Source organism: Streptomyces sp. NPDC002838, from assembly GCF_040295365.1.
GTDB lineage: Bacteria > Actinomycetota > Actinomycetes > Streptomycetales > Streptomycetaceae > Streptomyces.
This window is the reverse complement of the sequence record NZ_JBEOVF010000034.1, coordinates 36490-60407: the sequence shown is the minus strand read 5'-3', so window position 1 is coordinate 60407 and position 23918 is coordinate 36490. Positions and strand designations below refer to the sequence as shown.

Genomic DNA, 23918 nt, shown 5'->3' with positions numbered 1-23918 from the left:
GCAGGCCGATGACCCGGCCACCCACACCGGACGTCGTCATCGACCTGATCGTGGAGTTCCTGGACCGCCTCGACCTCCGGGACGTCACGCTGGTCGAGAGCGACTGCGGCCGCGCCCAGACGGTGGCGGCCCGGCACCCCGAACGGCTGGCGCGTCTCGTACAGATCTCCTGCGAGGCCCTCGACAACTACCCGCCGGGCCTGCCGGGCAAGATGATCGGCCTGGCCTGCGAGGTGCCCGGCGGGGTGCCCCTCCTGGTGCGCACCCTGGGCATGAAGCCGCTCCGGCGGCTGCCCGTCGGTATCGGCTCCCTCACCGAACACCCCGTGCCGGACGAGATCGTCGACGGCTGGCTGCGCCCGCTGCGCACGGACCCGGCGATCCGGCGGGACTTCCGGCACTACAACACGCGCATCCGCCGAAGCGAACTGTTCGAAGCAGCCGAGGGATTGAGAGAACTCGACAAGCCCGCGCTCGTCGTATGGGCCACCGAGGACCTGATGATGCCCCGAGCCCATGGTGGCCGCCTGGCCGAACTCCTCCCGCAGGGGCGGCTGGTGGAGATCGAGGACGCGTGGACGCTGATCGCCGAGGACCAGCCGGAGCGACTCGCCTCCGTACTGCGGGAGTTCATCGCACAGACCTGATCAGGCGGCGATCGCCAGCCGCTCGACGGGCACCCGGTGCGGTGCGACGACCCGGCCGTCGGGCAGCGGCTCGCCGGTGTCTTCGAAGACGATCGCGCCGTCGCACAGCTGGCTTCGTTCGCGTTCAGCAGCAGCCGTTTGTCGATGAGCTTCAGCAGCGGTTGGCGATCAGTGTGCTCGCACGGTTCACGAGGAATGTCGGCAACGTCGTTAGTGAGGGCCTTCACGCCGATCACGGGGGTGACCAGCGCCTCCGGTGCCCTACCGGAATGAGGCACGGTAGCCTCGGGCCATGCCCGAGACATCGGTGGCACGCTTCTACGACGAACTGGCCGACGATTACCACCTGATCTACGCAGACTGGGACGCGAGCATCCGTCGGCAGGGGGACGCCCTGGACGCTCTGATCGGCCAGGACCGTGCGGCGGTGCTCGACTGTTCCTGCGGCATCGGCACGCAGGCCATCGGCCTGGCGCTGCGCGGGCACCGAGTCACCGGGACTGACCTCAGCCCTCGCGCTGCCGCCCGCGCTGCCCGTGAGGCCGCCCGGCGGAGCCTGACGCTGCGCACGGCCTCCGCCGACATGCGACGCCTGCCGTTTCCCGACGGCCGGTTCGACGCCGTCGTCTGCGCCGACAACTCGCTGCCCCACCTTCTGACGGAAGAAGATGTGCACGTCGCCCTGGCCGAGATGCGCCGTGTGCTGCGTCCGGCCGGCCTGTTACTGGTCAGCACACGCCCCTACGACGACCTGCTGCGCGATCGCCCAGCTTCGGCCCCTCCGCAAGTCCACCGGCTCGCCGACTGTACCGACGGCGAAGAACGGACCGTCACCTTCCAGCTCTGGCACTGGCACGACGACGGCGAGCACTACGACTTGGAGCATTTCCAACTCCTTCCGGCAGCGGGAGAATGGCGGGTCCAGGTCCGCCGGACGACCTACTGGGCGCTCGGCCGGGACCGGCTGACCGGCCTCGCTGCCGACGCGGGGTTTGTGGACCCAGGGTGGCGGATGCCGCAGGAGACAGGCTTCTTCCAGCCGCTGATCGTGGCGCGCGCTGGCGAGTAGATCGCGGCGTACAGCTTGACCTTCGACACGCGCGAAAGCCCGAGATCGACGGGCGGATGACTCGAAGGCAGAAGGCAAACTTGGTCGTGGGCGTAACTGCGCCCGGTGTCTGGGCCGTTGTCGTTGAGAGCGAGGTCCCGTCGGTTGCGGGGCACGAGGGCTGGTGGGAATGGCTAGACCATGCTCCCGGCGCGAACTCATCGGAACGGGGCGGCGGGAAGCGTGACAACACGCGGACAATTCCCGGACCGTTGCACGACGCTCGAGGCGGATCGAGCTGCCTGACGCAAACCGGGGCTCACCTGAGGTGGATTCCTTTCAAGGACCCAGGTGCACCAGACTGGCGAAGGCCAGCGCGCTGCGGCGGGAAGTGGACCGCGCCTCCTGCAGGGCCCTGTGCAGGGCACGGGCAGCGTGCTCCGGACGCAGCCGTCCGTCGGCGTCCACCATCGCCTCGTACACGGAGACCGCGATGTGCGAGGCGACGGCATCCTCCACCTGGCCCAGTGCCGCGATCACATGGCGGAAGCCGGCCGACTGGAAGTACGCCGCCAGCGTCCACCCTCCGCTCTCCAACCCCCGGTCGTCGCCGGCCGTCTCGCAGGCCGAGAGTTAGGCCAGCGCCCCGTCGGTGACGAGATCGCGCGGCAGATGTCGCCAGGTGAGCCCTTCGGTACCGAGGTGCAGTCTCGGGACACGGCCCTTGCCAGGAGCGCGGGCGCCTGTATGGCGACGCCGTACCGCTCATCGGCTTCCGCGCTTTGCAGGGCGGATTCCAGCACGGTGAGCGCCCGGTCGAGGTCCGCCGCCCGGTCCCGGCCTTTTCGCGGCAGCAGCGCGGAGGCGTATGTGGTGGCGTAGGCCAGACGTTGGGGGACGCTGAGAGAGGAGAGCTCTGTCCCGAACCTCACGAGGCTGGTGACGGCCTGGTCGAGTGCTGCTCTCTCCCCGGTCGTCCTGTACCTCAGCACGAGGCATTCGGCCAGCTGCACGAGTGCCGTGTGCCGGTAAGGGAGTTGCTCCTCGGAGTTCTCGCCGGAGAGGACTTCCTGGAACGCCTCGACCGCGCGATCGAGATCGGGCAGGCTGCCGGTCAGCCGGAAGCTGTCGAGCCGGCACCGCGCCAGCGTGATGAGCGCCGTCTTTCGCCAGACAGCCGCCCTGGGCAGGCCTTTCACCGCGCGCTCGGCATGGGAACTGGCCGCGTTGAGCTGTGACTGACGCTGCGACATTGAGAACTGCACGCGCAGCACGTCAGCGAAAGCGAGCCGTAGCAGGGCACGCCTTGTCCGGTAACCCGGCAGGCTGAAGGACGGAGTGGAACGACTCCGCGGCGGCGTTGTCCAGGGCCGACCCGACGCGCCCCATCGATTGCACCACGCCCCAGCGGCCGCACAGCTGCTGGAACGCCTCAGAGGCGTATTCGCTGCCGCGGTCCGTGTGAAAGATGACGCCGTCGACCTGGCCGTCTCTGGTCGCGATCGCCATCTGCAGGGCGGCGCTGACCAGCGCGGCATCGTGCCGCTCGCCCATCGCGTAGCCCAGAGAGCGGCGGGAGAAGACGTCGTGGACGGATGCGAGGTAGAGCTTTCTCTCGCCGGTGTCGATCTCCGTCATGTCGCCCCACCACAGCACGTCGGGCGCGATGGCGTCGAACTTGCGTCGCACCAGGTCAGGGGCAGCTTTCCGCTTGCCGGGGCGGGTCAGCGAGCGGCGTCGGCGAGACGGCTTGCGGCCCTGCAGGCCGAGCTCGGCCATGATCTCGGCGACGGTGTTCTGCGACACCTGCCAGCCCTCCTCCCACAGATCCAGCGAGCTTCTCGGCGAGCCGTACGTCTTGCCGGAGCGGTCGAAGAAGCAGCGGATCCGCTCAGCCAGGGCAGCCCTTCTGGCCTCGCGCTTCGTCGGCTCGGCCGGGCGGCGGCGCCACTTGTAGAACCACGCCTCCGACACCCCGAGTGCCCGGCAGGCGATGCGATGCGGAATGTTCTCCTCGGTCTTGCAGTCGCTGATCGCCCCGACCACTGCGGCCGGGTCCGCCGCAGCTACTTCACCCACAAGACCATGCAGCGTTTGAGCACATCACGCTCCATGGCCAGCTCCTTGTTGTCCTTCTTCAGCTGCGCGTTCTCCCGCCGCAGCCGCGCGAGCTCCTCGCTCTCACCAGCCGTCTCGGCCCCGCCCACCTGCGGGCCCGGGACACCCAACTGGCCAGCGTGGTCTCGTTGATCCCGATGTCCTTCGCCACCTGCGTGAGCGGCTTACCGGTCTCGGTCACGATCCGCACAGCCCCCGCACGGAACTCCGCGTCGAACTTCCGTCTCTTGCCCGCCATGACTCCCAACTTCCCCTGCAGTCACGGTCTCTACGCGACGAGGGGAAGGTCAGTCGTGGCCGTCCTCGGAAACGCGGTGGTCGCGTTGCTCGCCCGTGCGGCGGGGGCGTCGGACGACTTCGATCCGCTGCACCTCTCCGCGTATGCGCCGCTGACCGTGTTCGGCGTTGTCCTCGGCGCAATCGGCTGGGCGGTGGTCCGTCGCGTCGCCAAGAACCCGGCGGGGTTGCTGCGGTGGCTGGTGCCCGTGCTCGTGGTCGTGTCGTTCGTGCCCGACCTGTCCCTGCTCGGTGGCGGCACGCCCGGCAGTGGCCCGCTGGCCGTCGCTGCGCTGATGGTGATGCACGTGGTGGTCGCGGCCGTCGCCGGCGTCGCCTACCGGCGCGTCCTGCCGCTGCCTGTCCGCTGACGTCCCCTGTCGGGCGAGACCGTGTCGGCTGCGGGCTCGGGCGCTGCGGGCGGTGTCCCGGCTTCTGGGACGACAGGGTTCCGGGACTCCGCCGTGTCGCGCGCAGGGACGGCCGTGCACGTCTTCCGTTTGCGTGAGGGTTGCCCATCCCATCCACAGCGTGGATACCCCGGATACGGGATTCGGATTGCGCAGAGGATGGCACCGGCGCCTTGGCGCCCGCATAGTCGTCGCTACCCGCACGCCGCTGTCCGGATGTCGCCGGCGTGCGAGTTTCCCCAGCATGCCGTGCGCTGTCGGCGCCCGTGAGGCATGCCCACTCCCTTACACCGTCCCCTGGAGTCGTCATGCCCGGTTCCGTGCCCCCGCCGCCTCCCGCAGCGGTCGATGCCACCACTCCGTCACCCGTCGCCGTGTCGGGCCCGGCCCATCGGATGCGGGTGACCCTGCTGATGGCGGGCAGCTGCCTGCCGATCCTGGGGGCGGTGCTGATCGCCCCGGTGCTGCCGAAGATGCAGGACCACTTCGCGTCGGTCCCGGGCGCCAAGGCGCTGGTGCCCCTCGCGCTGACCATTCCGGCGCTGGCGCTGGCGCTGCTGGCCCCGTTCGCCGGGGTGATCGTGGACCGGCTGGGCCGCAAGCGCCTGCTGATCGTGGCGACCGTCCTGTACGCCGTGTTCGGCACGGCCCCGCTCTGGCTGGACTCGCTGGGCGGCATCATCGCCAGCCGCGCCCTGGTCGGTGTCACCGAGGCCGCGATCATGATTTGCTGCACCACCCTCATCGGCGACTACTACTCCGGTCACCAGCGGGTGAAGTACCTCGCCCTGCAGACCATGTGCGCCTCCGCCTCGGCCACCGTCTTCTTCGTGCTCGGCGGCGCCGCCGGATCGGCGGGCTGGCGCGTGCCCTTCTGGGTCTACGCCGTGAGCCTGGCCCTCGCCCCACTGATGGCCAGCGCCCTGCCCGACGTGGCGGCCCGCATGGCCGGCGACGAGGCCCCGGCCGAGGCGGAGGCCCACCGCCCGTTCCCCTGGCGGCCGTTGGCGGGTATCTGTGCCCTCACCTTCTTCGGGGCGATGGTCTTCTACACCGTCCCGGTGGAGATGTCGTACCTGCTCGACGACCTCGGGGTGGAGAGCTCCGGCGTGATCGGTCTGGCCACCGCGATCGCCAGTGCCGCCACCGTGGGCGGAGCGGTCACCTTCGCCCGGCTGAAGCGTTCTCCCGACCCGATGCTGCCCGCCGTTCTCGCGGTCTGCGCGGTCGGCTTCGGGGTGATGTTCCTCGCGGAGAGCGCACCGCTGCTGGTCATCGGGGCGGTGGTCAACTGCGTGGGCACCGGCATGCTGCTGCCCGCCCTTCTCACCAGTGCCATGTCCCGCCTGGCGTTCGAGGACCGCGGCCGCGGCACGGGGCTGTGGATGGCGGCCTTCTTCGGCGGAGAGTTCGTCTGCCCGCTGGTGCTGCTCGCCGGGGAGTCGGTGGTCGGCAGTCTCGCGGGTGCGGTGGGCGTGCTGGGGCTGGCCGCCACCATCGTCGCGGCGGGGCTGTGGGCGGCTCGCCGCCGCGCGGGGGCTGCCGATCCCCAGCCGTTGCCGGAGCAGTTGGCCTGAGGGCGCACAGGTCGACCGCCAAGGGCGCGTCGTTCACGGGCTGCCGCCAAACCGGATCAGAGCCGGACCTGCGGCAGCCCGGCGCTCTGTTCGGCGGAGACGGCCTTTCCCGGGCCATTGCCGTGGCTGTTGCCGCTGCCGCTGCCGCTGCCGCTGCCGCTGCCGTTGCCGCTGCCGTTGCCGCTGCCGCTGCCGCTGCCGCTGCCGCTGCCGCTGCCGTGGCCGTTGCCCGTCAGCGTCGCGCCCACCTCCGCGGCCTTCTGCCGCAGCCAGATATGGGCCGCGTCCTGGGCGTGCAACGGGTGCCACCACATCGCCTCCCGCACCGGTACCGCCTCGAAGGGGCAGGGCAGGACGCGCACCGCGGCAGAGCGGACCGCCTTGCGCGCCAGGCGTTCCTGGATCATCGCGACCCGGCGGGTGCCCTCGACCATGTGGGGCAGCAGCTGGAAGGTCTGCACGGACACTTCCACCCGGGGGCTGATCCCTATCATGCTGAGCTGGCGGGCGGCCGGGGCGTCGTATGGGCGTTGGTAGACGGCCCAGGGCAGACGCCCCAGCTGGTCCAGGGTGAGTTCGTCCCCGATCTCGGGGTGGTTGTCGGCGACCAGGCACAGCCAGCGGTCCTGGTGGAGGTCGACGGCGGGGAAGCCGTCGATGACGCCGTGCGGCATCAGCAGTCCGTCGACGGTGCCCAGCACGGTGGCGGTGTTCTCCACGACGGACGGTGCCGGGTGCTGGAAGGTGAGCCGGATGCCGGGCGCCTCCTCGTGCAGGGAGCGGGCGAGTGCGGCACCGAACACGGCCGCCCCGTAGTCGGAGGCGAGCAGGGTGAACTCGCGGGTCTCCGCGGCCGGATCGAAGTCGGCCTGGCTGGCGAAGACCCGCTCCAGCAGGTCGCACGCGGTGGCGCTGCGATCGCGCAGGGCGGTGCCGAGCGGGGTCAGCTCGTAGGAGTTGCCGGTCCGGGCGAGCAATTCGTCGTCGAAATGGCGGCGCAGCCGGGACAGCGCCGCGCTCATGGCGGGCTGACTGAGGCCGATGCGCTCGCCGGCCCGGGTGACGTTGCGCTCCTCCAGCAGCGCGCGCAGGGCGAGGACCAGATTGAGGTCCAGTCGGGACAGGTTCACCGGGCAACCACCTAGCAAGCGAGAGTCATCCATGCCATGGATTCGGCACATCCACAGGATTGATTTCCGTGATTGGCTGATCGCAGCCAGAGTAGACCGCAACCCAGCAGGAGGAAATCTGATGGCAACGCTCGCGCAACCTGCCGGCCCGTTCGCGCTCGGCACGTTCTCCGCTCAGGACGGGGAGCCGTTTCCCGGCCTCTTGGCCAAGGACCGGGTACTCGATCTGCGCAGAGCCCTGGCCTGGGCACCGTCCGGTGTGCGTGCCGTGGTGGAGCGGTGGCAGGAGACCCTCCCCCTCCTGTACGCCCTGGCGGACGACGACACCCTCGGCTGGCGGCCGCTGGAGGGCCTGCGGGTGCACGCCCCCGTTGAGCCGCGGCAGATCTTCCAGTCCGGCGCCAACTACCGGCAGCACGTGATCGACTTGGAGGTCGCCCACCGCTCCTCCGACGATCCGCGCACCGTCGAGGAGGCACGCGCGGAGATCGCCGCGGTCATGGACCGCCGGGCTGCCGAGGACCTGCCGTACGTGTTCATCGGCCTGCCCAGCGCGATCACGGGGCCGTACGACGACGTCACGCTGCCCGCATGGGCCGAAAAGCCGGACTGGGAGCTGGAGTTGGCGGCCGTCATCGCCAAGCCGGCCCACCGGGTGTCCGTAGAGGAGGCCCTGGAGTACGTCGCCGGGTACACGATCGCCAACGACCTCACCGACCGCGCCACCGTCTTCCGCCGGGACATGCAGGCCATCGGCACCGACTGGCTGCGCTGCAAGAACGCCCCCGGTTTCACCCCGCTCGGCCCGTGGCTCGTCCCGGCCGAGTCGATCGCGGACCCCGGCGACCTGCGGGTCACCCTCGCGCTGAACGGCGAGACGATGCAGGACGAGTCCACCAAGGACATGCTCTTCGGCGTGGCACGGCTGGTGTCGTACATCTCCCAGGCGTCTCAACTCCTCCCCGGCGACCTGGTGTTGACCGGCAGCCCGGCCGGCAACGGCATCCACTGGGGACGGCTGCTGCGCGACGGTGACGTGATGGAGGGTTCCGTCACCGGTCTGGGCGTGCAGCGCACCCGATGTGTGGCGGAGGGGCCGGCATGAGCCTGGACCGCCACGACCCGGAGGGCGCGATCGCCGAGGCGGCCAAGGCGTACTCCAACTGGGGGCGCTGGGGCGAGGACGACGTGCTCGGCACCCTGAACTTCCTCGACGAGGCCAAGCGCCGCGAGGCAGCAGCCCTGGTCCGCCGCGGCGTCAGTTTCTCGCTCTCGCAGTCCTTCGACATGAACGGCCCGCAGAAGGGCTGGCGCCGGCGCACCAATCCGGTGCACACCATGCTCGACACCGGCACCGACGCCGCCCTCGGCAACCAGGGCTTCCCGCACGGCCTCGGCGGCGCGGACGACGTGATCGCGATGCCGTTGCAGTGCTCCACCCAGTGGGACGGGCTCGGGCACATCTTCGACCACGGCAAGGCGTGGAACGGACGGGACTCGGAGAAGGTCGTCACCTCCGACGGTGACCTCGTCACCGGCATCGAACACATGGCGCCGTACGTCGCGGGGCGCGGCGTGCTGCTCGACGTGGGACTGGTCGTCGGTAGGGACGGCGAGCTGCCCGACGGGTTCCCCATCACCGAGGAGCACCTCGAGCAGGCCGCCGAGGCACATGGCGTGACCGTCGGCCGCGGCGACATCGTCCTCGTCCGCACCGGACGGCTCGCGCGCGCCCGGCGGGACGGCTGGGGCGACTACGCGGGCGGGCCCGCGCCCGGGCTGTCGTTCACCACCGCCGGGTGGCTGCACGGTACCGAGATCGCCGCGATCGCCACCGACACCTGGGGCTTCGAGGTGCGGCCCAACGAGTTCGACAATGCCTTCCAGCCCCTGCACCAGGTCGTCATCCCCAACATGGGGCTGCTGATCGGCGAGATGTGGGACCTCGACGCGCTCGCCGCGGACTGCGCCGACGACGGCGTGTACGAGTTCTGGCTCACCGCCGCGCCGCTGCCCATCACCGGAGCCGTCGGCTCCCCGGTCAACCCCATCGCCGTCAAGTAACCCGTTCAGCCGCCGGATACGCCCTTCCCCGGACATCAGCGGCGCATCCGGCCCGGCACCCCGTCCCCGCCCCTGGCCCGCGCTCCCAGCGGGCGAGCCGCACCCCCGCCGCCCGAAGCCGCGCGGCCCAACCTCGGGAGGTCCCCGACATGGCTGACAGCCCTACCCTCCCCCACTCTCGACTTCGATCGAGCGGGGGGACCCCTATCGTCCTCGTCATCGGCGGAGGCACCTCCGGAAACGCCCTGACCGTGCTGTTGCGCCGGGCAGGAATCGCCGTCGAGCTCGTCGAGGCGAGCCCCGACTGGAAGGCTGTCGGCGGCTCCGGCATCACCCTGCAGGGCAACGCCCTGCGCGTGCTGCGCGAGGTCGGCGTCCTCGACGGCATCGAGAAGGACGGATACGCCGCCGAGGGCGTCGCCATCCTCGCCCCCGACGGCACCGTGCTGCACGCCCACGAGGAACTCCGCACCGGCGGCGACGACCTGCCTGCCCACATGGGTATGCAGCGCCCCAGGCTCCAGCAGCTCCTCATCGACCAGGTGCGCGCCTCGGGCGCCGACGTCCGCCTCGGCACCACGGCCACCGCCTTCCAGCAGGACGGCGAGGGCGTGGACGTGACCTTCTCGGACGGCACGAGCCGCCGCTACGACCTGGTGGTCGGCGCCGACGGGCTGCACTCCGCCACCCGCGAGATGATCGGCATCACCGACAGGCCCGAGCCCACCGGCATGGGCATCTGGCGCGCCGCCGCGCCCCGTCCGACCGGTGTCCGCCGCACCGAGATGATCTACGGCGCCGGCTGTCTCATCGCCGGGTACTGCCCGATCAGCCAGGACACGGTCTACGCCTACCTGGTCGAGCGGCGCCGCGACCGGTCCTCGCTGAACCCGGACACGTACGCCGACGAGATGCGGGCGCTCAGCGCGGGCTACGGCGGCGCCTGGGAGGAGATCCGCACAGCGTTCACCGACCCGAAGGCCGTCAACTACACCGGTTTCGACCGGCTGTTGGTGGAGGGCCTGTGGCACCGCGGCCGGGTCGTGCTCGTCGGCGACGCTGCCCACGCCTGCCCGCCCACCCTCGCCCAGGGCGCCGCGATGTCCCTGGAGGACGTCCAGGTCCTCGCCGAACTGCTGACCGGCCGGAGCGAGTGGGACGACCGGCTCCTCACCGACTACCACGCCCGGCGGCTGCCCCGCGTACGTATGGTCGTCGATGCCTCCGTCCAGATCGGCCAGTGGCTGCTCGACGGGGTGCGCGACGCGGACGTACCCGGACTGATGGGCCGCACCATGAATGCGCTGAAGGAACTCCCGTGACCGAGCCCGAGCCCGTGACCGATTCCGTGGCGGCACCGACGATCGACGTCCACGCCCACCTCCTACTGCCGGAGGTCGAGGAGGCCGTCGCCGGCCACCCGGGCCTCGCAGCGGCCCAGGGCCTCGACGCCCGCCGCAACGGACCGGCGGCCCTGACCGTGAACGGTCCGATGGTCGGCGCGCGTGTGCCGAAGCTGACGGACGCCGCGGTGCGCCTGGCGGCCATGGACGAGCAGGGCGTGGACATCCAGCTGGTCAGCCCGTCCCCGTCGCACTACCACTACTGGGCCGAGCCCCAACTGGCCGAGACCGTCTGCCGGTTGGCCAACGAGGGTACCGCGGCACACTGTGCGAAGGCTCCCGACCGGCTGTATGGCCTGGGCCTGGTCCCGCTCCAGCATCCCGGTCTCGCGGTGGCGCTGCTCGACCACGCACTGGATCAGGGGCTGAGGGGTGTGGAGATCTCCTCGCACGCGCCCGGCCACGAGCTGTCGGATCCCGCGTACGAACCCTTCTGGTCCCGCGCGGAGGAGACGGGCGCTCTCCTCTTCTTGCACCCGTTCGGCTGCACGTTCGACGAGCGCCTGGACCAGTGGTACCTGTCCAACACTGTCGGTCAGCCCACCGAGAACGCGGTCGCCCTCTCCCACCTGATTTTCTCCGGCATCCTGGACCGACATCCGGACCTGAAGCTGATCGCGGCGCACGGCGGCGGTTACCTGCCCACCCATATCGGCCGCTCCGACCACGCCTGGCGAGTCCGCCCCGACGCCCGGAGCTGCGCACGGAAGCCGAGCAGCTATCTGAAGCAGCTGTACTTCGACTCCCTCGTCCACGACCCCCACGTACTGCGGGAATTGCTGCGCGCCGCGGGCCCGGAACGGGTCCTGCTCGGCTCCGACTTCCCCTTCGACATGGGCACGGACGACCCGCTCGGCGCGCTGCGCGCTGCGGATCTGCCCGACGCCGGCTTCCACGCCGTTCGAGGCGGCAACGCCGCCGCCCTCCTCCGGAAGGACTGACCATCATGCGCCTGCTCACCCATCTGCGGCACGTCGACCTCGCCGTGCCCGACTACGACAAGCAACTCGGCTTCTACGCCGGTGTCTGGGGCCTGACCAAAGTCGCCGAGGACTCCGGTATCTCCTTCCTGGCCGCCGAGGGCAGCCCCGAGCAGTACGTCATACGGTTGCGCAGGGCCGACGAGAAGCGCCTCGACCTGGTCTCCTACGGTGCCGGGAGCACGGCCGACGTCGACACGCTGGCCGAACAACTCCTGTCCGGGAGCGTGCAATTGATCTCCCAGCCGGGCAAGGTCGACACCCCCGGCGGCGGCTACGGCTTCCGCTTCTTCGACGTCGACGGCCGCACCATCGAGGTCTCCGCCGACGTCGAGGTCAGGCAGCACCGCAAGATCGAGGAGAAGGAGTCGATCCCGGTCAAGCTGTCGCACGTCGTCCTCAACTCGCCGAACCTCGACAAGACCCGCGAGTGGTACGAGCGCCACCTCGGCTTCCGCCTCTCGGACACCCTCAGCTCGCCGCACATGGGCGAGGTCATGCACTTCATGCGGATCAGCAACCAGCACCACTCCATGGCCATCGCCAAGGGCCCGCACACCGCCCTGCACCACGTCTCCTTCGAGATGCGCGGCATCGACGAGTACATGCGCGGCTCCGGCCGCGTGATGCGGGCCGGCTTCCAGAAGGTCTGGGGGCCGGGCCGGCACATGGCGGGCGACAACACCTTCACGTACTTCCTCGACCCGCACGGCAACACCGTCGAGTACACAACGGAGTTGGAGGAACTCGACGAGGATACCTGGCACCCCCACGTCTACGACTTCTCCCAGCCCGAGGTCACCGACCAGTGGGGCACGGCTAACCCCATGAACGAACTGGTCGCCAAGGAGTCCTTCAACGACCCCGACCACGGCTGCTTCGTGGCCCCGCCGGTCTGACCGGCCAGGCCCCCGTTCGCCGGGGTGCGGCAGCCCTGTCATGCCCTGACTCCCCGCCGCGTCCCACTCGCTCTTCCCTCTGACAGGACCCTCCATGCGTTTCGCCGCGTACGAGTACCGCAACCGACGTCGGGTGGCCGTCGTCGAAGAGGACGGCACGCTCTACCATCTCCCCGGCGTCAGCTCACTGACCGGCCTGCTCGCCGAGGGAGGCGGCCTGCCCGAACTGCTCGACGCGGCCTCCGCGATGCTCGACGTCCCGGCCGGCCCGCAGGTCTCGGAGGTACGACTGCTGCCGCCGCTGCAGCCGCCCACCGTGCGGGATTTCGTCACCTTCGAGGAACACGTCGGGGGCGTACGACGGTCCGTGGACGGCACCGCCGGGGTACCGGAGCGGTGGTACGCGGCCCCGACGTTCTACTTCGGCAACCCCTACGCGGTGTACGGCCCGCACGACGACATCCCCATGCCGCCGGGGTCGAGCGTGCTCGACTTCGAGCTGGAGGTGGCCGCCGTGATCGGCAAGGAGGGCCGCGACCTCACCCCCGAACAGGCCCGCGACCACATCGTCGGCTACACCGTGTTCAACGACTGGTCGGCTCGCGACCTGCAGTCCGCCGAGATGAAGGTCGGCCTCGGCCCCTGCAAGGGCAAGGACACCGCGACCACGCTGGGCCCGTACCTGGTCACCGCCGACGAGTTGGAGAAGTACCGCGACGAGGACGGCTTCCTGCGCCTGGCACTGACCGCCGCGATCAACGGCGAGGTGGTCGGCAAGGACCTGCTGTCCAACATGAGCTGGACCTTCGAGGAGATGGTCGCCTATGCCTCGCGCGGGACCTGGGTGCGTCCGGGCGATGTCCTCGGCTCCGGCACCTGCGGCAACGGCGGCTGCCTGGCGGAGCTGTGGGGTGTACGAGGCCGGCAGGACCCGGCACCGTTGAAGCCAGGCGACACGGTCACGCTCACCGTGGAAGGCATCGGCACCGTGACCAACACCGTGGTGACCGGCCCCGACCCCGTACCGGTCCCGGTCGCCCGGCGCCGCCCCAGGGAGCGGCCGTGACCACCGACCTCCGTCCCAAGCGGCTTCTCGGCAAGGTCGTCGTGGTCACGGGCGCGGCCGGCGGGCAAGGCGCCGCGGAGGCCGAGGCGCTGACCCGTGAGGGCGCCCGGGTGATCGCCACCGACGTCACGGAGGCACCCGGCTGCCGCCGCCTCGACGTCACCAGCGAGAAGGACTGGGCGGAGCTCGCCGCCGACCTGCGCGTGGCGTACGGGCAGGTGCACGGCCTGGTCAACAACGCGGGCGTCACCTGGCGCGCCCGCATCGACGAGGTACGTCCCGAGGACATGGCCCGGGTCCACGCGGTCAATGTCTCCGGGCCGCTCCTGGGCATGCAGCACCTGGTGCCGTTGATGTGCCCGGGGGCTTCGATCGTGAACGTCGGTTCGTCGGCGGCGCTGACCGCCCACTATCCGGTGGCGTACACGGCCAGCAAGTGGGCGCTGCGCGGCCTGTCGAGGACCGCCGCCATGGAACTGGGGCCCCGTGGCATCCGTGTGAACATCATCCACCCTGGCTTCATCGAGACGGAGATGACCGCCTCCGCAGCGCCCGCGTTCCGCGAGGCGAACGTCCGCGAGACACCGCTCGGCCGCGCCGGAACCGTCGACGAGATCACCCCGCTCGTCACCTTCCTCCTCTCCGACGACGCGTCCTTCGTCACCGGAGCCGAGATCCCGGTCGACGGCGGCCTCACCGCGCACGGCGGCGCCAAGCCGATCTCGGACGCCCTGCGCCCAGGCGCCTGAACCAGCAATAAGCACGACAGAAAGGCCTCCCTCCATGGACAAGGTCCGCACGAGCGCCGCGGAAGCGGTCGCTCCCTGACGGCGCGTCGCTGGCCGTCGGCGGCTTCGGCCTCAGCGGCATCCCCGACGTGCTCATCCAGGCACTCCACAACCAGGGCGCCACCGGCCTGAAGGTCATGTCGAACAACTGTGGCGTGGACGGTCGCGGACTCGGGGTCCTGCTGGCCGACGGCCGGATCGCCCGCGTCACGGGCAGTTACGTGGGCGAGAACAAGGAGTTCGCCCGCCAATACCGGTCGGGCGAGCTGGAGGTGGAACTGGTTCCGCAGGGCACGCTGGCCGAGCGGCTGCGCGCCGGGGGAGCGGGCATCCCGCCTTCTACACCCCGGCGGGGGTGGGCACCCAGGTCGCCCGCGGTGGACTGCCCTGGCGGTACGCGGCCGACGGCACGGTCGCCGTGGCTTCCCCGCCCAAGGAAACGCGCGACTTCGCCGGCCGTACGTACGTCCTGGAGCACGGCATCACCACCGACTTCGCCCTCGTACGGGCCTGGCGCGGCGACCGCCACGGAAACCTGGTCTTCCGCCGGTCAGCCGCCAACTTCAACCCGCCGGCCGCGATGGCCGGGCGTATCACCGTCGCCGAGGTGGAGGAACTCGTCGAGCCGGGTGCGCTGAGCCCGGACGAGGTCCACCTGCCGGGCATCTTCGTCCAGCGGATCGTGGTCCTCACTCCGGCCCAGGCCACTGACAAGCCCATCGAGCACCTGCTTATTTCCGCGTCTTCGACACGAGGGACCGTACGAGCATGAGCTGGACCCGCGACCAGATGGCCGCCCGCGCCGCAGCCGAACTCACCGACGGCTCCTACGTCAACCTCGGCATCGGCCTTCCCACGTTGATCCCCGACCATCTGCCTCCCGGCGTGCACGTCGTGCTCCACTCCGAGAACGGCATCCTCGGCACGGGGCCCTACCCGACCGAAGCCGAGGTGGACCCCGATCTGATCAACGCCGGCAAGGAGACCGTCACCGTCCTAACCGGGGCCGGGCACAGGCGGGCAACACGGAACTGCCCGGTACGCCGTCGCAGGAGCGGTCCGTACCGGGCAGCGGGAGGACGGATCCTCAGCCGAGGAAGTGCTTGAGGTCGCGCTCCAGCGCGGCCTTCGGCTTGGCGCCGACGATGGTCTGGGCGACATCGCCGCCGGCGTAGACGTTCATCGTCGGGATGGACATCACGCCGTACTTCGCGGCGGTGGCCGGGTTCTCGTCGATGTTGAGCTTGACGATCTCGATCCGCTCGCCGTGCTCGGCGGCGATCGCCTCCAGGGAGGGGGCGAGCTGACGGCACGGGCCGCACCAGGCCGCCCAGAAGTCGACGAGCACGGGCTTGTCGCTCTTGAGGACGTCCTGTTCGAAGGAGTCGTCGGTGACGTTCTTGAGGGCCATGGGGAGCTTCTCCTACGGATTCCTGCGGGTAGGCCGGGTCGGTTCAGACCGCGACCGCGGTCTTGTCCGGCTCGGCGGTCTTCTCGGCGTCGGCGAGGGCCGTGAGGTGCCGCTCGGCGTCAAGGGCTGCCGCACAGCCGCTGGCGGCGGCGGTGACGGCCTGGCGGTAGGTGTGGTCCACGACGTCACCGGCGCCGAAGACGCCCGGGATGTTCGTGCGCGTCGAGGGCGAGGCGACCTTCAGGTAGCCCTCGGAGTCCAACTCCAGCTGACCCTTGAAGAGTTCGGTGCGCGGGTCGTGGCCGATCGCGATGAACAGGCCCGTCACGTCGAGGTCGCGGGTCTTGCCGGTGAAGACATCACGCAGCGCGACTCCGGTGAGCTTGCCGTCCGCTTCCTTGATCTCCGCGATCTCGCTGTCGAAGGCGAAGGAGATCTTGTCGTCGGCGAAGGCGCGGTTCTGCATGACCTGGGAGGCGCGCAGGGTGGAGCGGCGGTGGACGACGGTGACCGAGCGGGCGAAGCGGGTGAGGAAGGTGGCTTCCTCCATGGCGGTGTCGCCGCCGCCGACCACGACGATGTCGCGGTCGCGGAAGAAGAATCCGTCGCAGGTCGCGCACCAGGACACGCCGCGGCCGGACAGTTCGTCCTCGCGCGGCAGGCCGAGCTTGCGGTAGCCGGAGCCGGTCGCGACGATCACGGCCTTCGCGCGGTGAACGGCGCCGGCGGTGTCGGTGACGGTCTTGATGCCGCCGCTCAGGTCGACCTCGACGATGTCGTCGTCGATCATCTCGGCGCCGAACCGTACGGCCTGGGCCCGCATGTTCTCCATGAGGACCGGCCCGTCGATGCCCTCAGGGAAGCCGGGGAAGTTCTCGACCTCGGTGGTCGTCGTCAGCGCACCGCCGACGAAGATCGCGCCGCCGAAGACCAGCGGCTTGAGCTCCGCGCGGGCGGTGTAGAGCGCTGCGGTGTAGCCCGCGGGGCCCGAGCCGATGACGATGACCTCGCGTATGTCCGTGCTCGTGCTCATGCCTGGGGCTCCGGCGCGATCTCCTTGATCAGGCCCTCGATCAGCACCTTGATCTCGTCACGGATGGGCCGTACGGCCTCGACGCCCTGGCCCGCCGGGTCCTCCAACTGCCAGTCCAGGTACCGCTTGCCGGGGAAGACCGGGCAGGTGTCGCCGCAGCCCATGGTGATGCAGACGTCCGACTCCTTGACCGCGTCCACGGTCAGGATCTTCGGCGTCTCGGCGGAGATGTCGATACCGACCTCGCGCATGGCCTCGACGGCGGCCGGGTTCACGGCCTTGCCCGGGTTGGAACCCGCGGAGCGGACCTCGACGCGGTCCCCGGCCAGGTGGGTCAGCCACGCGGCGGCCATCTGGGAACGGCCGGCGTTGTGGACACAGACGAAGAGCACGGAGGGCTTGTCGGACATCAGGAGGTCTCTCTTGTCTCACGACGACATCAGGTGCAAGTGAAATCAGCACCCGGTGGTGTCAGCCACCACTGATGTGAGAGTATCAGTCCATGATGACGTCAGTCGACACTGATCTGATGCGAGTCCTCGCCGACCCGCTCCGCCTCCAGATCGTCACCCTCCTCGCCAAGGAGACGCTCTGCTCCACGCACCTGATCGAAGAGACCGGTGCGAAGCAGACCAACGTCTCCAACCACCTGAGAGTGCTGCGCGAGGCCGGGGTGGTCGAGACGGAACCGTGCGGCCGGTACACGTACTACAAGCTGCGCCCGGACGTCATCGCCTCGCTCGCCGGCCAGTTCGCCGACCTGGCCGAGTCCGCTCGCAATGCCGCCGACAACAAGAGGGCCTGCCCGTGACCCCCACTGAAACAGCCGTGACCGCCGAGGAGTCCTCGGTCGTCGCGAAGCTGTCGACGCTCGACCGCTTCCTCGCCGTCTGGATCCTTCTCGCCATGGCCCTCGGCCTCGGCCTCGGCCGAGCCATCCCGGGCCTGAACGACGCCCTGGCGAAGGTCGAGATCGGCGGCATCTCGCTGCCGATCGCCGTCGGCCTGCTGATCATGATGTACCCGGTGCTGGCCAAGGTCCGCTACGACAAGCTCGACGCCGTCACCGGCGACAAGAAGCTCATGGTCTCGTCGCTGGTCATCAACTGGATCATCGGCCCGGCCGTGATGTTCGCGCTGGCCTGGATCTTCCTGCCGGATCTGCCCGAGTACCGCACCGGCCTGATCATCGTCGGCCTGGCCCGCTGCATCGCGATGGTCATCATCTGGAACGACCTCGCCTGCGGCGACCGCGAGGCGGCTGCCGTACTCGTGGCCCTGAACTCGGTCTTCCAGGTGCTGGCGTTCGGCCTGCTGGGCTGGCTCTACCTCGACCTTCTGCCCGGCTGGCTGGGTCTGGGAGACGGTGAGCACCTGGACATCTCCATGTGGAAGATCGCCCTGAACGTGGTCATCTTCCTTGGCGTCCCGCTGCTGGCCGGCTTCCTCACCCGCCGCATCGGGGAGCAGAAGCTGGGCCGCGAGAAGTACGAGTCCAACTTCCTTCCGAAGATCGGCCCCTGGGCCCTGTACGGCCTGCTCTTCACGATCGTCATCCTCTTCGCCCTGCAGGGGAAGACGATCACCTCGCAACCGCTGGACGTGGCCCGCATCGCGCTCCCGCTGCTGGTGTACTTCGCCGTGATGTGGTTCGGCACCTTCGCCCTCGGCAAGGTCATCGGCCTGGCCTACGACCGCACCGCCACGCTCGCCTTCACCGCTGCCGGCAACAACTTCGAGCTGGCCATCGCGGTCGCCATCGCCACCTTCGGCGTCACCTCCGGCCAGGCCCTGTCGGGTGTTGTCGGCCCGCTGATCGAGGTCCCGGTCCTGGTCGCGCTCGTCTACGTCTCGCTGGCCTGGCGCAGGAAGTTCACAGCTGACGAGACTGTGCGGGTGGGTGCCTGACGGTGATCTGCCTGGACTGTTACAGCGGCGGACACCAGACCCCGGCACTCGGGGTGTGCCGGAAGTGCGGAGCCGCGGTATGCGGTCAGCACGGCAAGCTGACCGAACAGTTCCTGACCTGTACCAAGCCCATCTCCCGGACGGTGACCGTGGAGCAGCCCGTACGACGGCTGCTGTGCACGGCATGCACACGGGCCCACTCGGCCTACGCCGAGTGCTGCCCGCGGTCCGCGAACACCGTGCCGACGCCGTGACAGGCTCCCGGCACACGCAGGTGGTGGTGATCGGCGGCGGCCAGTCCGGGCTCGCCGCCGGCTACCACCTGCGCCGCCTCGGCCTGGACTTCGTCATCCTCGACGCCCAGGCCGAGCCGGGCGGCGCCTGGCAATACGCCTGGGACTCCCTGCACTTGTTCTCCCCGGCCGCGTACTCGTCACTGCCCGGGCGGCCGATGCCGGTCCAGGCGGGGGAGCCGTATCCGGACGCGGGTCATGTGGTCGGCTACCTCACGGAGTACGAGCGCCGGTACGGCCTTCCGGTGCACCGGCCCGTACGGGTCGCCGGCGTGCACCGGGACGGTGGCGGGCTGCTGCGCGTGGAGACCGACTCCGGCACGTGGCATGCCCAGGCCGTCATCAGCGCCACTGGCACGTGGTGGCGCCCGTTCTTGCCCGCCGTCCCCGGCCGGTCGGACTTCCGTGGACGGCAGCTGCACACCGTCGAGTACCGCAGTCCGCGAGACTTCGCCGGACAGCGGGTCGTGGTGGTCGGCGGCGGCAACTCCGGCGCCCAGATCGCCGCCGACCTCGCCCACGACACCGAACTGACCTGGGTCACCCAGCGCCCGCCCCGCTTCCTCGCCGACGACATCGACGGCCGCGCCCTGTTCGACGCGGCCACCGCCCGCCGCCGCGCCCTGGACGAAGGCCACAGCGACACGGGCGGCGTGGCGTCGCTGGGTGACATCGTCGCCGTACCGCCCGTGCGGGAAGCTCGTGACGACGGGCTACTGAAGGCGTCGCCGATGTTCGTGCGCCTCGACCGTGACGGGATCGTCTGGGCCGACGGCTCCCGGGCCCCGGCGGACGCGGTCATCTGGTGCACCGGCTTCCGCCCAGCCCTCTCCCACCTGGTACCCCTGGGACTTCGCGGCTCGCGCGGCCACATCGCCACCGCCGGAACACGGGTCGTGGGCGAACCGCGCCTGCACCTGCTCGGCTACGGCGACTGGACCGGTCCGGCCTCCGCCACCCTGATCGGGGCAGGCCGCCCGGCCCGCGACGCGGCGCGTGAAACCGCCGAACTCATGGCTGTTGAAGGTTGATTGGGTCAGCTCAACGAGCTGGCTCGGCCGCGACGACCGAAGCGCCCAGTCGGCCCTTTCGAACCCCACACCGGCCCTGCACCGCCGCCCCCTCACGTCAACCGCAAACAGAACACAGATGCTCGGCGAGGAGGCGGGCCACGCTGAGGCGACATTCAACTGACGTATTGCCGTACGCCCTGTGACGATCCGACAGATCGCGGCCTCCTGGCGGCAAGCTTTCCCTCTCACCATCGGCATGTCCTCGACACCCGCGACGGTAAGGAAGCGAGGTGAGAACGCCCCGCACTGCCCGAAGAGCCGTACTTCTCGCTTCGGGCACCGCCCTCGTCACCCTCCTTGCAACGTCCCCCGCAGGGGCGGGCACGTCCGCTCTGCCGGTGGTGACCGCCACCGGCGAGAGCGCCGCCCTCTACGACGACGAGGCCGGCGGCAACTCCGACGCCGACGACCCGGCGATCTGGCGGAACGCCGCCGACCCGGCCCGAAGTCTCGTCGTCGCGACCGCCAAGGAGGGCGGCCTGCGCGTCTACGACCTGGACGCCCGCCTGGTGCAGTCGCCGGCCGCCCCGAAGCCTCCGGCCGAGGACGACGCCCCCGGCCGTTACAACAACGTCGACCTCGTTTCCGGCCTGCGCACGTCGACAGGCCGGGCCGACGTGGCGGTGGTGAGCGACCGCGGCAACGACCGCCTGCGGATCTACCGCATCGACCCGTCGCAGCCGGGCGGCCCGCTGACGGACATCACCGACCCGGCCGCCGCCCCGGTCTTCTCCGCCGACCAGGCCGAAATCAACGACCAGCGCACCGCGTACGGCCTCGCCACCTGGAAGGACAAGTCCACGGGCCGCACCTACGCGCTGGCGAGCCAGCGTGAACGCACCTGCCGAACGGCACCTCCTGGACCCCCTGCCTGGAGCCCGGCGAGCTCCCGCAGATCGAGGGCATGGTCGTCGACCCGGCCACCGGCACGCTCTACGCCGGCCAGGAGGACGTCGGCATCTGGCGGCTGCGCGCCGACCTCACCGACAAGCCGGTGCTCATCGACAGGGAGTACGGCGTCCCGGGCACCTTCGACGAGGCGACCGAGGAGTGCACGCCCGGCGCCGACCCCGGCTACGGCGGCACGCGACTGTCGGCCGACGTCGAGGGCCTGCCCCTCTTCCAGGAGCGGGACGGCGACGGCTACCTGCTCGCCTCCAGCCAGGGCGACAACACCTTCGCCCTGTACGACCGCGAGGTGAGCGAGGGCAACGAGTACGAGGGCGGCTTCCGGATCGGCACCGCGACGGACACCCTCGACAGCGTGGAGGAGAGCGACGGCGCCGCCATTCTGAACGCCCCGCTCGGCACCCGCTGCCCGCGCGGCCTGCTCGTCGTCCAGGACGGCCAGGAGAGCCCCGAGGTGCCGGACGGAGAGGGCGGCACGCACACGGCGACCGGCTTCAAGTTCGTCGACCTCGGCGCGGTGGTGGACGCCACCGGGATGTGAACGCCCCTGTACGGCCGCCGAGTTGATGCCCGGCGGCCGTACTGCCGGTCTCGCCTGACTAGCCGAGACCGCCGAGTATCTGCCCCATCGCGGCGACCACGGACGGCTCGACCCGGTAGTAGACCCAGGTGCCGCGCCGCTCGGAGGTGAGCAGTCCGGCCTCCTTGAGCTTCTTCAGGTGGTGGGAGACGGTCGGCTGGGAGACGCCGACGTCGGAGATGTCGCAGACGCACGCCTCGCCGCCCGCGTGCGAGGCGACCGCCGAGAACAGCCTCAGGCGTACCGGGTCACCGAGTGCCTTGAACATCCGGGCCGTCCGCTCGGCCTCCTCGGCGGTGAAGGGGCGCTCGGTCAGCGGCGGGCAGCACGGCACCACGGCCTCGGGGGCCTCGGGTTCCAGCAGCGGCAGCGCCTTGACGTTCGACATACGTCTATGTTGACACACGTCGAACTAAAGCGGCAGGCGCGGAGGACTGATCACTGTCGGCTCACGCGGGCGGCCAGGCGGCGGGCGACGCGGGCCGCGTCCCGCCCGACCCCGCGAAGGGAGTTCGAGGACAGGCTGCGCTGCCATTCCAGCCCGACGTACGCCAGCCCCGGGTGGGTCAGCGACAGTCCTTCGCGGTGGCGTGGGTGTCCGTGCTCGTCGAGAGCGCCGAGCGAGGCGAGATAGTTCAGGTCCGGACGGTAGCCGGTGGCCAGCAGGATCGTGTCGACCTCTTCGGTGCTGCCGTCCTCCCACGTGACCTTGGTGCCGTCAGCGCCGGTGAACACCGGACGCCAGTCCGGAACGCCGGCCGCGACCGCGGATCGGTAGCGGCCGTCGTCGATGACCAGTTGCGTGGGCGGGGTGCGCAGGAATCGGCCGACGGGAAGCGTGTCCACTCCGGTGCGGGTCAGCCACCAGTGCAGGTCCCGGCCCAGCGTGTGCTGACGGGCGAAGCGGACGGGATGCCGTGCCGCCAGGGTGACGCGGGCGTGCGCGGCCAGCTCGGCGGCGATCTGCACGGCGGAATTCCCCGCCCCGAGGATCACGACCCGCTGCCCGGCGAACGGCTCGGGGGCGCGATACTCGCCAGCGTGCAGCACTGAACCGGTGAAGCCTTCCAGTCCCGGAAGCGCCGGACGATGGGGACGGCCGAAAGTGCCGGACGCCGCGACCACGGCCCGCGCGGACAGGCTGCCGCCGTCTTCGAGGCCGAGGGCGAACGTGCCGTCGACTGCTTGCCTCCACCGCCTTCGCACCCCTGACGGCCGCCCTCGCCGAACACCTGAGCTGGCGCACGACGTACACGGTCCTGGCCGTGATCCTGGCGACCGTCACCATCCCCGCCCACGCCCTCGCCCTGCGCGCTCCCTGGCCACCCGCGTCGGCACCCCCGACTCAACCGGTGGGCGGCAATGGGTCAGTTGCCCGAAGCCGACCCTTCATCCTGCTTGCCGCCGCCCTCACCCTCAACGGCTTCGCGATGTACGCCGTCGTCATCGCCCTCGTCCCGCTCCTGAACCGAACGCGGCGCGAGCCCCACCGCGGCGGCCTGGGCTCTCGGCCTCGGCGGAGCGGGCCAGACCCTGGGCCGTACGCTTTACACCGTGCTCGCCCGCCGTACCGGCGTCACCACCCGCACCGTCGCATTGATCGTCTTGGGCGGCGCGACCACTTCAGCCCTCGCCGTCGTCCCAGGCCCTTACTCGCTGCTGCTCCTCCTGGCCATCACCGCGGGCATGGTGCGCGGCAACCTCACTCTCCTTCATGCCACCGCCGTGGCCGACCGCTGGGGAACGGCCGACTACGGCCGCCTCTCCGGGATCCTCGCCGCCCCCGCCACCATCGCGGGGGCGCTGGCTCCCTTCGCCGGCGCGGCCCTGGCGCACGAGTTGGGCGGCTACCCGCATCTCTTCGTCCTGCTCGCCGGGGTATCCCTGCTGGCGGGTGCCTTGGCCGCGGGATCGGGGACCCGGCGCGGTACGTGAGTCGCTGCGGCCTGCAGCGTCCGTCGAGGATCATCCAGCGCGCCGCTGTCCGCCCTTCAACCGCTCGGCCATGTCCGTGAACACCCCACACCCCGAAACCAGTGCGGTGACGCGCTCCAGCATCTGTCGGTCTATGAACGGGTTCAGCGAGAACCGCAGTTCGGGCTCCCGACTGCGGGTACTGACTCTCATGCCGCCGACGGCGAGGAACTCGTCGCCGGGTTCCCACAGGGCACCGAACACCTCCGGCCAGCACCGGAGATCCGGCAGGTCGTTACCGCTCAGATCGACGATCAGCACCGTCGGCCTCAGCTTCGCCTGGCGCGTCTGGCGAGCGGAACCTGGCGAGGCTGAGGCGGCCGAAGCCGCA

General features: G+C 70.4%; 24 protein-coding genes and 7 pseudogenes. 19 read left to right on the top strand and 12 right to left on the bottom strand.

The genetic code is table 11. The annotated features are described in order from the left end of the window. The first annotated feature begins 8 nt into the window (after nt 1–8). Nucleotides 9–647, top strand: a complete 639-nt coding sequence (locus ABT063_RS34340) for an alpha/beta fold hydrolase (RefSeq protein WP_351063893.1) — start codon at nt 9–11, stop codon at nt 645–647. Here ABT063_RS34340 and ABT063_RS34335 read toward each other — a convergent pair. After that, nucleotides 648–809, bottom strand: a pseudogene (locus ABT063_RS34335) (DUF5999 family protein); the annotation flags it as partial. It lies immediately after the preceding gene. Nucleotides 810–939: 130 nt separating this feature from the next. Here ABT063_RS34335 and ABT063_RS34330 point away from each other — a divergent pair. Continuing rightward, a complete protein-coding gene (locus ABT063_RS34330; RefSeq protein ID WP_351063891.1) occupies nt 940–1716 on the top strand; it encodes a class I SAM-dependent methyltransferase in 777 nt (258 codons plus the stop codon). A 318-nt stretch (nt 1717–2034) separates the two neighbouring features. Here the strand turns inward: ABT063_RS34330 and ABT063_RS34325 are convergent. The 4 genes and pseudogenes from ABT063_RS34325 to ABT063_RS34310 all read right to left on the bottom strand — a co-directional run. Next, a pseudogene (locus tag ABT063_RS34325) lies at nt 2035–2316 on the bottom strand (CHAT domain-containing protein); the annotation flags it as partial. A gap of 654 nt (nt 2317–2970) precedes the next feature. Then, nucleotides 2971–3774, bottom strand: coding sequence for an IS3 family transposase (locus ABT063_RS34320; protein WP_351063889.1), 804 nt, complete (start codon nt 3772–3774; stop codon nt 2971–2973). Continuing rightward, nucleotides 3762–3923: a hypothetical protein gene (locus ABT063_RS34315; protein ID WP_351063964.1), complete on the bottom strand. Its 162-nt coding sequence runs from the start codon at nt 3921–3923 to the stop codon at nt 3762–3764. Before ABT063_RS34315 ends, ABT063_RS34320 begins: the two co-directional genes overlap by 13 nt. Nucleotides 3924–3964: 41 nt before the next feature. Continuing rightward, nucleotides 3965–4051 (bottom strand): annotated as a pseudogene (locus ABT063_RS34310) (transposase); the annotation flags it as partial. 55 nt (nt 4052–4106) lie between these two features. Here ABT063_RS34310 and ABT063_RS34305 point away from each other — a divergent pair. Beyond that, on the top strand, nt 4107–4460 hold the full coding sequence (locus ABT063_RS34305) for a DUF6069 family protein (protein WP_351063887.1): 354 nt from the start codon (nt 4107–4109) through the stop codon (nt 4458–4460). 347 nt (nt 4461–4807) lie between these two features. Continuing rightward, entirely contained in the window at nt 4808–6076 is a 1269-nt protein-coding gene (locus ABT063_RS34300) for an MFS transporter (protein WP_351063885.1), read from the top strand. Nucleotides 6077–6132: 56 nt separating this feature from the next. On the opposite strand, the gene ABT063_RS34295 is transcribed toward ABT063_RS34300, so the two are convergent. Then, nucleotides 6133–7206, bottom strand: coding sequence for a LysR family transcriptional regulator (locus ABT063_RS34295; RefSeq protein ID WP_351063883.1), 1074 nt, complete (start codon nt 7204–7206; stop codon nt 6133–6135). 121 nt (nt 7207–7327) lie between these two features. Here ABT063_RS34295 and ABT063_RS34290 point away from each other — a divergent pair, with 121 nt between their 5' ends. The 9 genes and pseudogenes from ABT063_RS34290 to ABT063_RS34250 all read left to right on the top strand — a co-directional run. Beyond that, complete coding sequence (locus tag ABT063_RS34290; RefSeq protein WP_351063881.1) at nt 7328–8311, top strand: fumarylacetoacetate hydrolase family protein; 984 nt, start codon at nt 7328–7330, stop codon at nt 8309–8311. Beyond that, nucleotides 8308–9270 carry a cyclase family protein gene (locus ABT063_RS34285; protein WP_351063879.1) on the top strand — a complete coding sequence of 321 codons (963 nt, stop codon included), beginning with the start codon at nt 8308–8310 and terminating at the stop codon, nt 9268–9270. Before ABT063_RS34290 ends, ABT063_RS34285 begins: the two co-directional genes overlap by 4 nt. 149 nt (nt 9271–9419) lie before the next feature. Next, nucleotides 9420–10592, top strand: coding sequence for an FAD-dependent oxidoreductase (locus tag ABT063_RS34280; protein WP_351063878.1), 1173 nt, complete (start codon nt 9420–9422; stop codon nt 10590–10592). Continuing rightward, on the top strand, nt 10589–11614 hold the full coding sequence (locus ABT063_RS34275; protein ID WP_351063876.1) for an amidohydrolase family protein: 1026 nt from the start codon (nt 10589–10591) through the stop codon (nt 11612–11614). Before ABT063_RS34280 ends, ABT063_RS34275 begins: the two co-directional genes overlap by 4 nt. Nucleotides 11615–11619: 5 nt before the next feature. Further along, nucleotides 11620–12552 carry a VOC family protein gene (locus ABT063_RS34270; protein WP_351063874.1) on the top strand — a complete coding sequence of 311 codons (933 nt, stop codon included), beginning with the start codon at nt 11620–11622 and terminating at the stop codon, nt 12550–12552. Nucleotides 12553–12646: 94 nt separating this feature from the next. Then, nucleotides 12647–13618 carry a fumarylacetoacetate hydrolase family protein gene (locus ABT063_RS34265; protein ID WP_351063872.1) on the top strand — a complete coding sequence of 324 codons (972 nt, stop codon included), beginning with the start codon at nt 12647–12649 and terminating at the stop codon, nt 13616–13618. Next, complete coding sequence (locus ABT063_RS34260) at nt 13615–14367, top strand: SDR family NAD(P)-dependent oxidoreductase (protein ID WP_351063870.1); 753 nt, start codon at nt 13615–13617, stop codon at nt 14365–14367. Before ABT063_RS34265 ends, ABT063_RS34260 begins: the two co-directional genes overlap by 4 nt. A 34-nt stretch (nt 14368–14401) precedes the next feature. Continuing rightward, nucleotides 14402–15178, top strand: a pseudogene (locus ABT063_RS34255) (CoA transferase subunit A). After that, nucleotides 15175–15414, top strand: a pseudogene (locus ABT063_RS34250) (CoA-transferase); the annotation flags it as partial. The pseudogenes ABT063_RS34255 and ABT063_RS34250, both read left to right, overlap by 4 nt. A gap of 79 nt (nt 15415–15493) precedes the next feature. On the opposite strand, the gene trxA reads toward ABT063_RS34250, so the two are convergent. From trxA to ABT063_RS34235, 3 genes are read right to left on the bottom strand one after another with little or no spacing between them, the layout of a single operon-like run. Further along, nucleotides 15494–15817: a thioredoxin gene (gene trxA / locus ABT063_RS34245; RefSeq protein WP_351063868.1), complete on the bottom strand. Its 324-nt coding sequence runs from the start codon at nt 15815–15817 to the stop codon at nt 15494–15496. A 43-nt stretch (nt 15818–15860) separates the two neighbouring features. Next, the gene (gene trxB / locus ABT063_RS34240) at nt 15861–16850 is read right to left on the bottom strand and encodes a thioredoxin-disulfide reductase (protein ID WP_351063866.1); all 990 of its coding nucleotides are present in this window, start codon (nt 16848–16850) and stop codon (nt 15861–15863) included. Continuing rightward, nucleotides 16847–17260: an arsenate reductase ArsC gene (locus tag ABT063_RS34235; protein WP_351063864.1), complete on the bottom strand. Its 414-nt coding sequence runs from the start codon at nt 17258–17260 to the stop codon at nt 16847–16849. Before ABT063_RS34235 ends, trxB begins: the two co-directional genes overlap by 4 nt. 92 nt (nt 17261–17352) lie before the next feature. Between ABT063_RS34235 and ABT063_RS34230 the strand changes: the two genes are divergently transcribed. From ABT063_RS34230 to ABT063_RS34210, 5 genes and pseudogenes are all read left to right on the top strand, one after another. Next, nucleotides 17353–17661, top strand: coding sequence for an ArsR/SmtB family transcription factor (locus ABT063_RS34230; RefSeq protein ID WP_351063862.1), 309 nt, complete (start codon nt 17353–17355; stop codon nt 17659–17661). Next, the gene (arsB, locus tag ABT063_RS34225) at nt 17658–18758 is read left to right on the top strand and encodes an ACR3 family arsenite efflux transporter (RefSeq protein ID WP_351063860.1); all 1101 of its coding nucleotides are present in this window, start codon (nt 17658–17660) and stop codon (nt 18756–18758) included. Before ABT063_RS34230 ends, arsB begins: the two co-directional genes overlap by 4 nt. A 2-nt stretch (nt 18759–18760) precedes the next feature. Continuing rightward, complete coding sequence (locus ABT063_RS34220) at nt 18761–19012, top strand: DUF2180 family protein (protein ID WP_351063858.1); 252 nt, start codon at nt 18761–18763, stop codon at nt 19010–19012. Further along, entirely contained in the window at nt 18943–20082 is a 1140-nt protein-coding gene (locus ABT063_RS34215; protein ID WP_351063855.1) for an ArsO family NAD(P)H-dependent flavin-containing monooxygenase, read from the top strand. Before ABT063_RS34220 ends, ABT063_RS34215 begins: the two co-directional genes overlap by 70 nt. A 272-nt stretch (nt 20083–20354) precedes the next feature. Then, nucleotides 20355–21574: pseudogene (locus ABT063_RS34210) on the top strand (phytase). 58 nt (nt 21575–21632) lie between these two features. Here the strand turns inward: ABT063_RS34210 and ABT063_RS34205 are convergent. Continuing rightward, on the bottom strand, nt 21633–22001 hold the full coding sequence (locus ABT063_RS34205) for an ArsR/SmtB family transcription factor (RefSeq protein WP_351063854.1): 369 nt from the start codon (nt 21999–22001) through the stop codon (nt 21633–21635). A gap of 50 nt (nt 22002–22051) precedes the next feature. Continuing rightward, nucleotides 22052–22819 (bottom strand): flavin-containing monooxygenase, encoded by a 768-nt coding sequence (locus ABT063_RS34200; RefSeq protein WP_502990935.1) that lies wholly within the window; start codon nt 22817–22819, stop codon nt 22052–22054. Here ABT063_RS34200 and ABT063_RS34195 point away from each other — a divergent pair. Continuing rightward, a pseudogene (locus ABT063_RS34195) lies at nt 22798–23548 on the top strand (MFS transporter); the annotation flags it as partial. The gene ABT063_RS34200 and the pseudogene ABT063_RS34195 overlap by 22 nt on opposite strands. Nucleotides 23549–23578: 30 nt before the next feature. On the opposite strand, the gene ABT063_RS34190 reads toward ABT063_RS34195, so the two are convergent. Further along, a complete protein-coding gene (locus ABT063_RS34190; RefSeq protein ID WP_351063851.1) occupies nt 23579–23848 on the bottom strand; it encodes a hypothetical protein in 270 nt (89 codons plus the stop codon). Between the last annotated feature and the right edge of the window lie 70 nt (nt 23849–23918).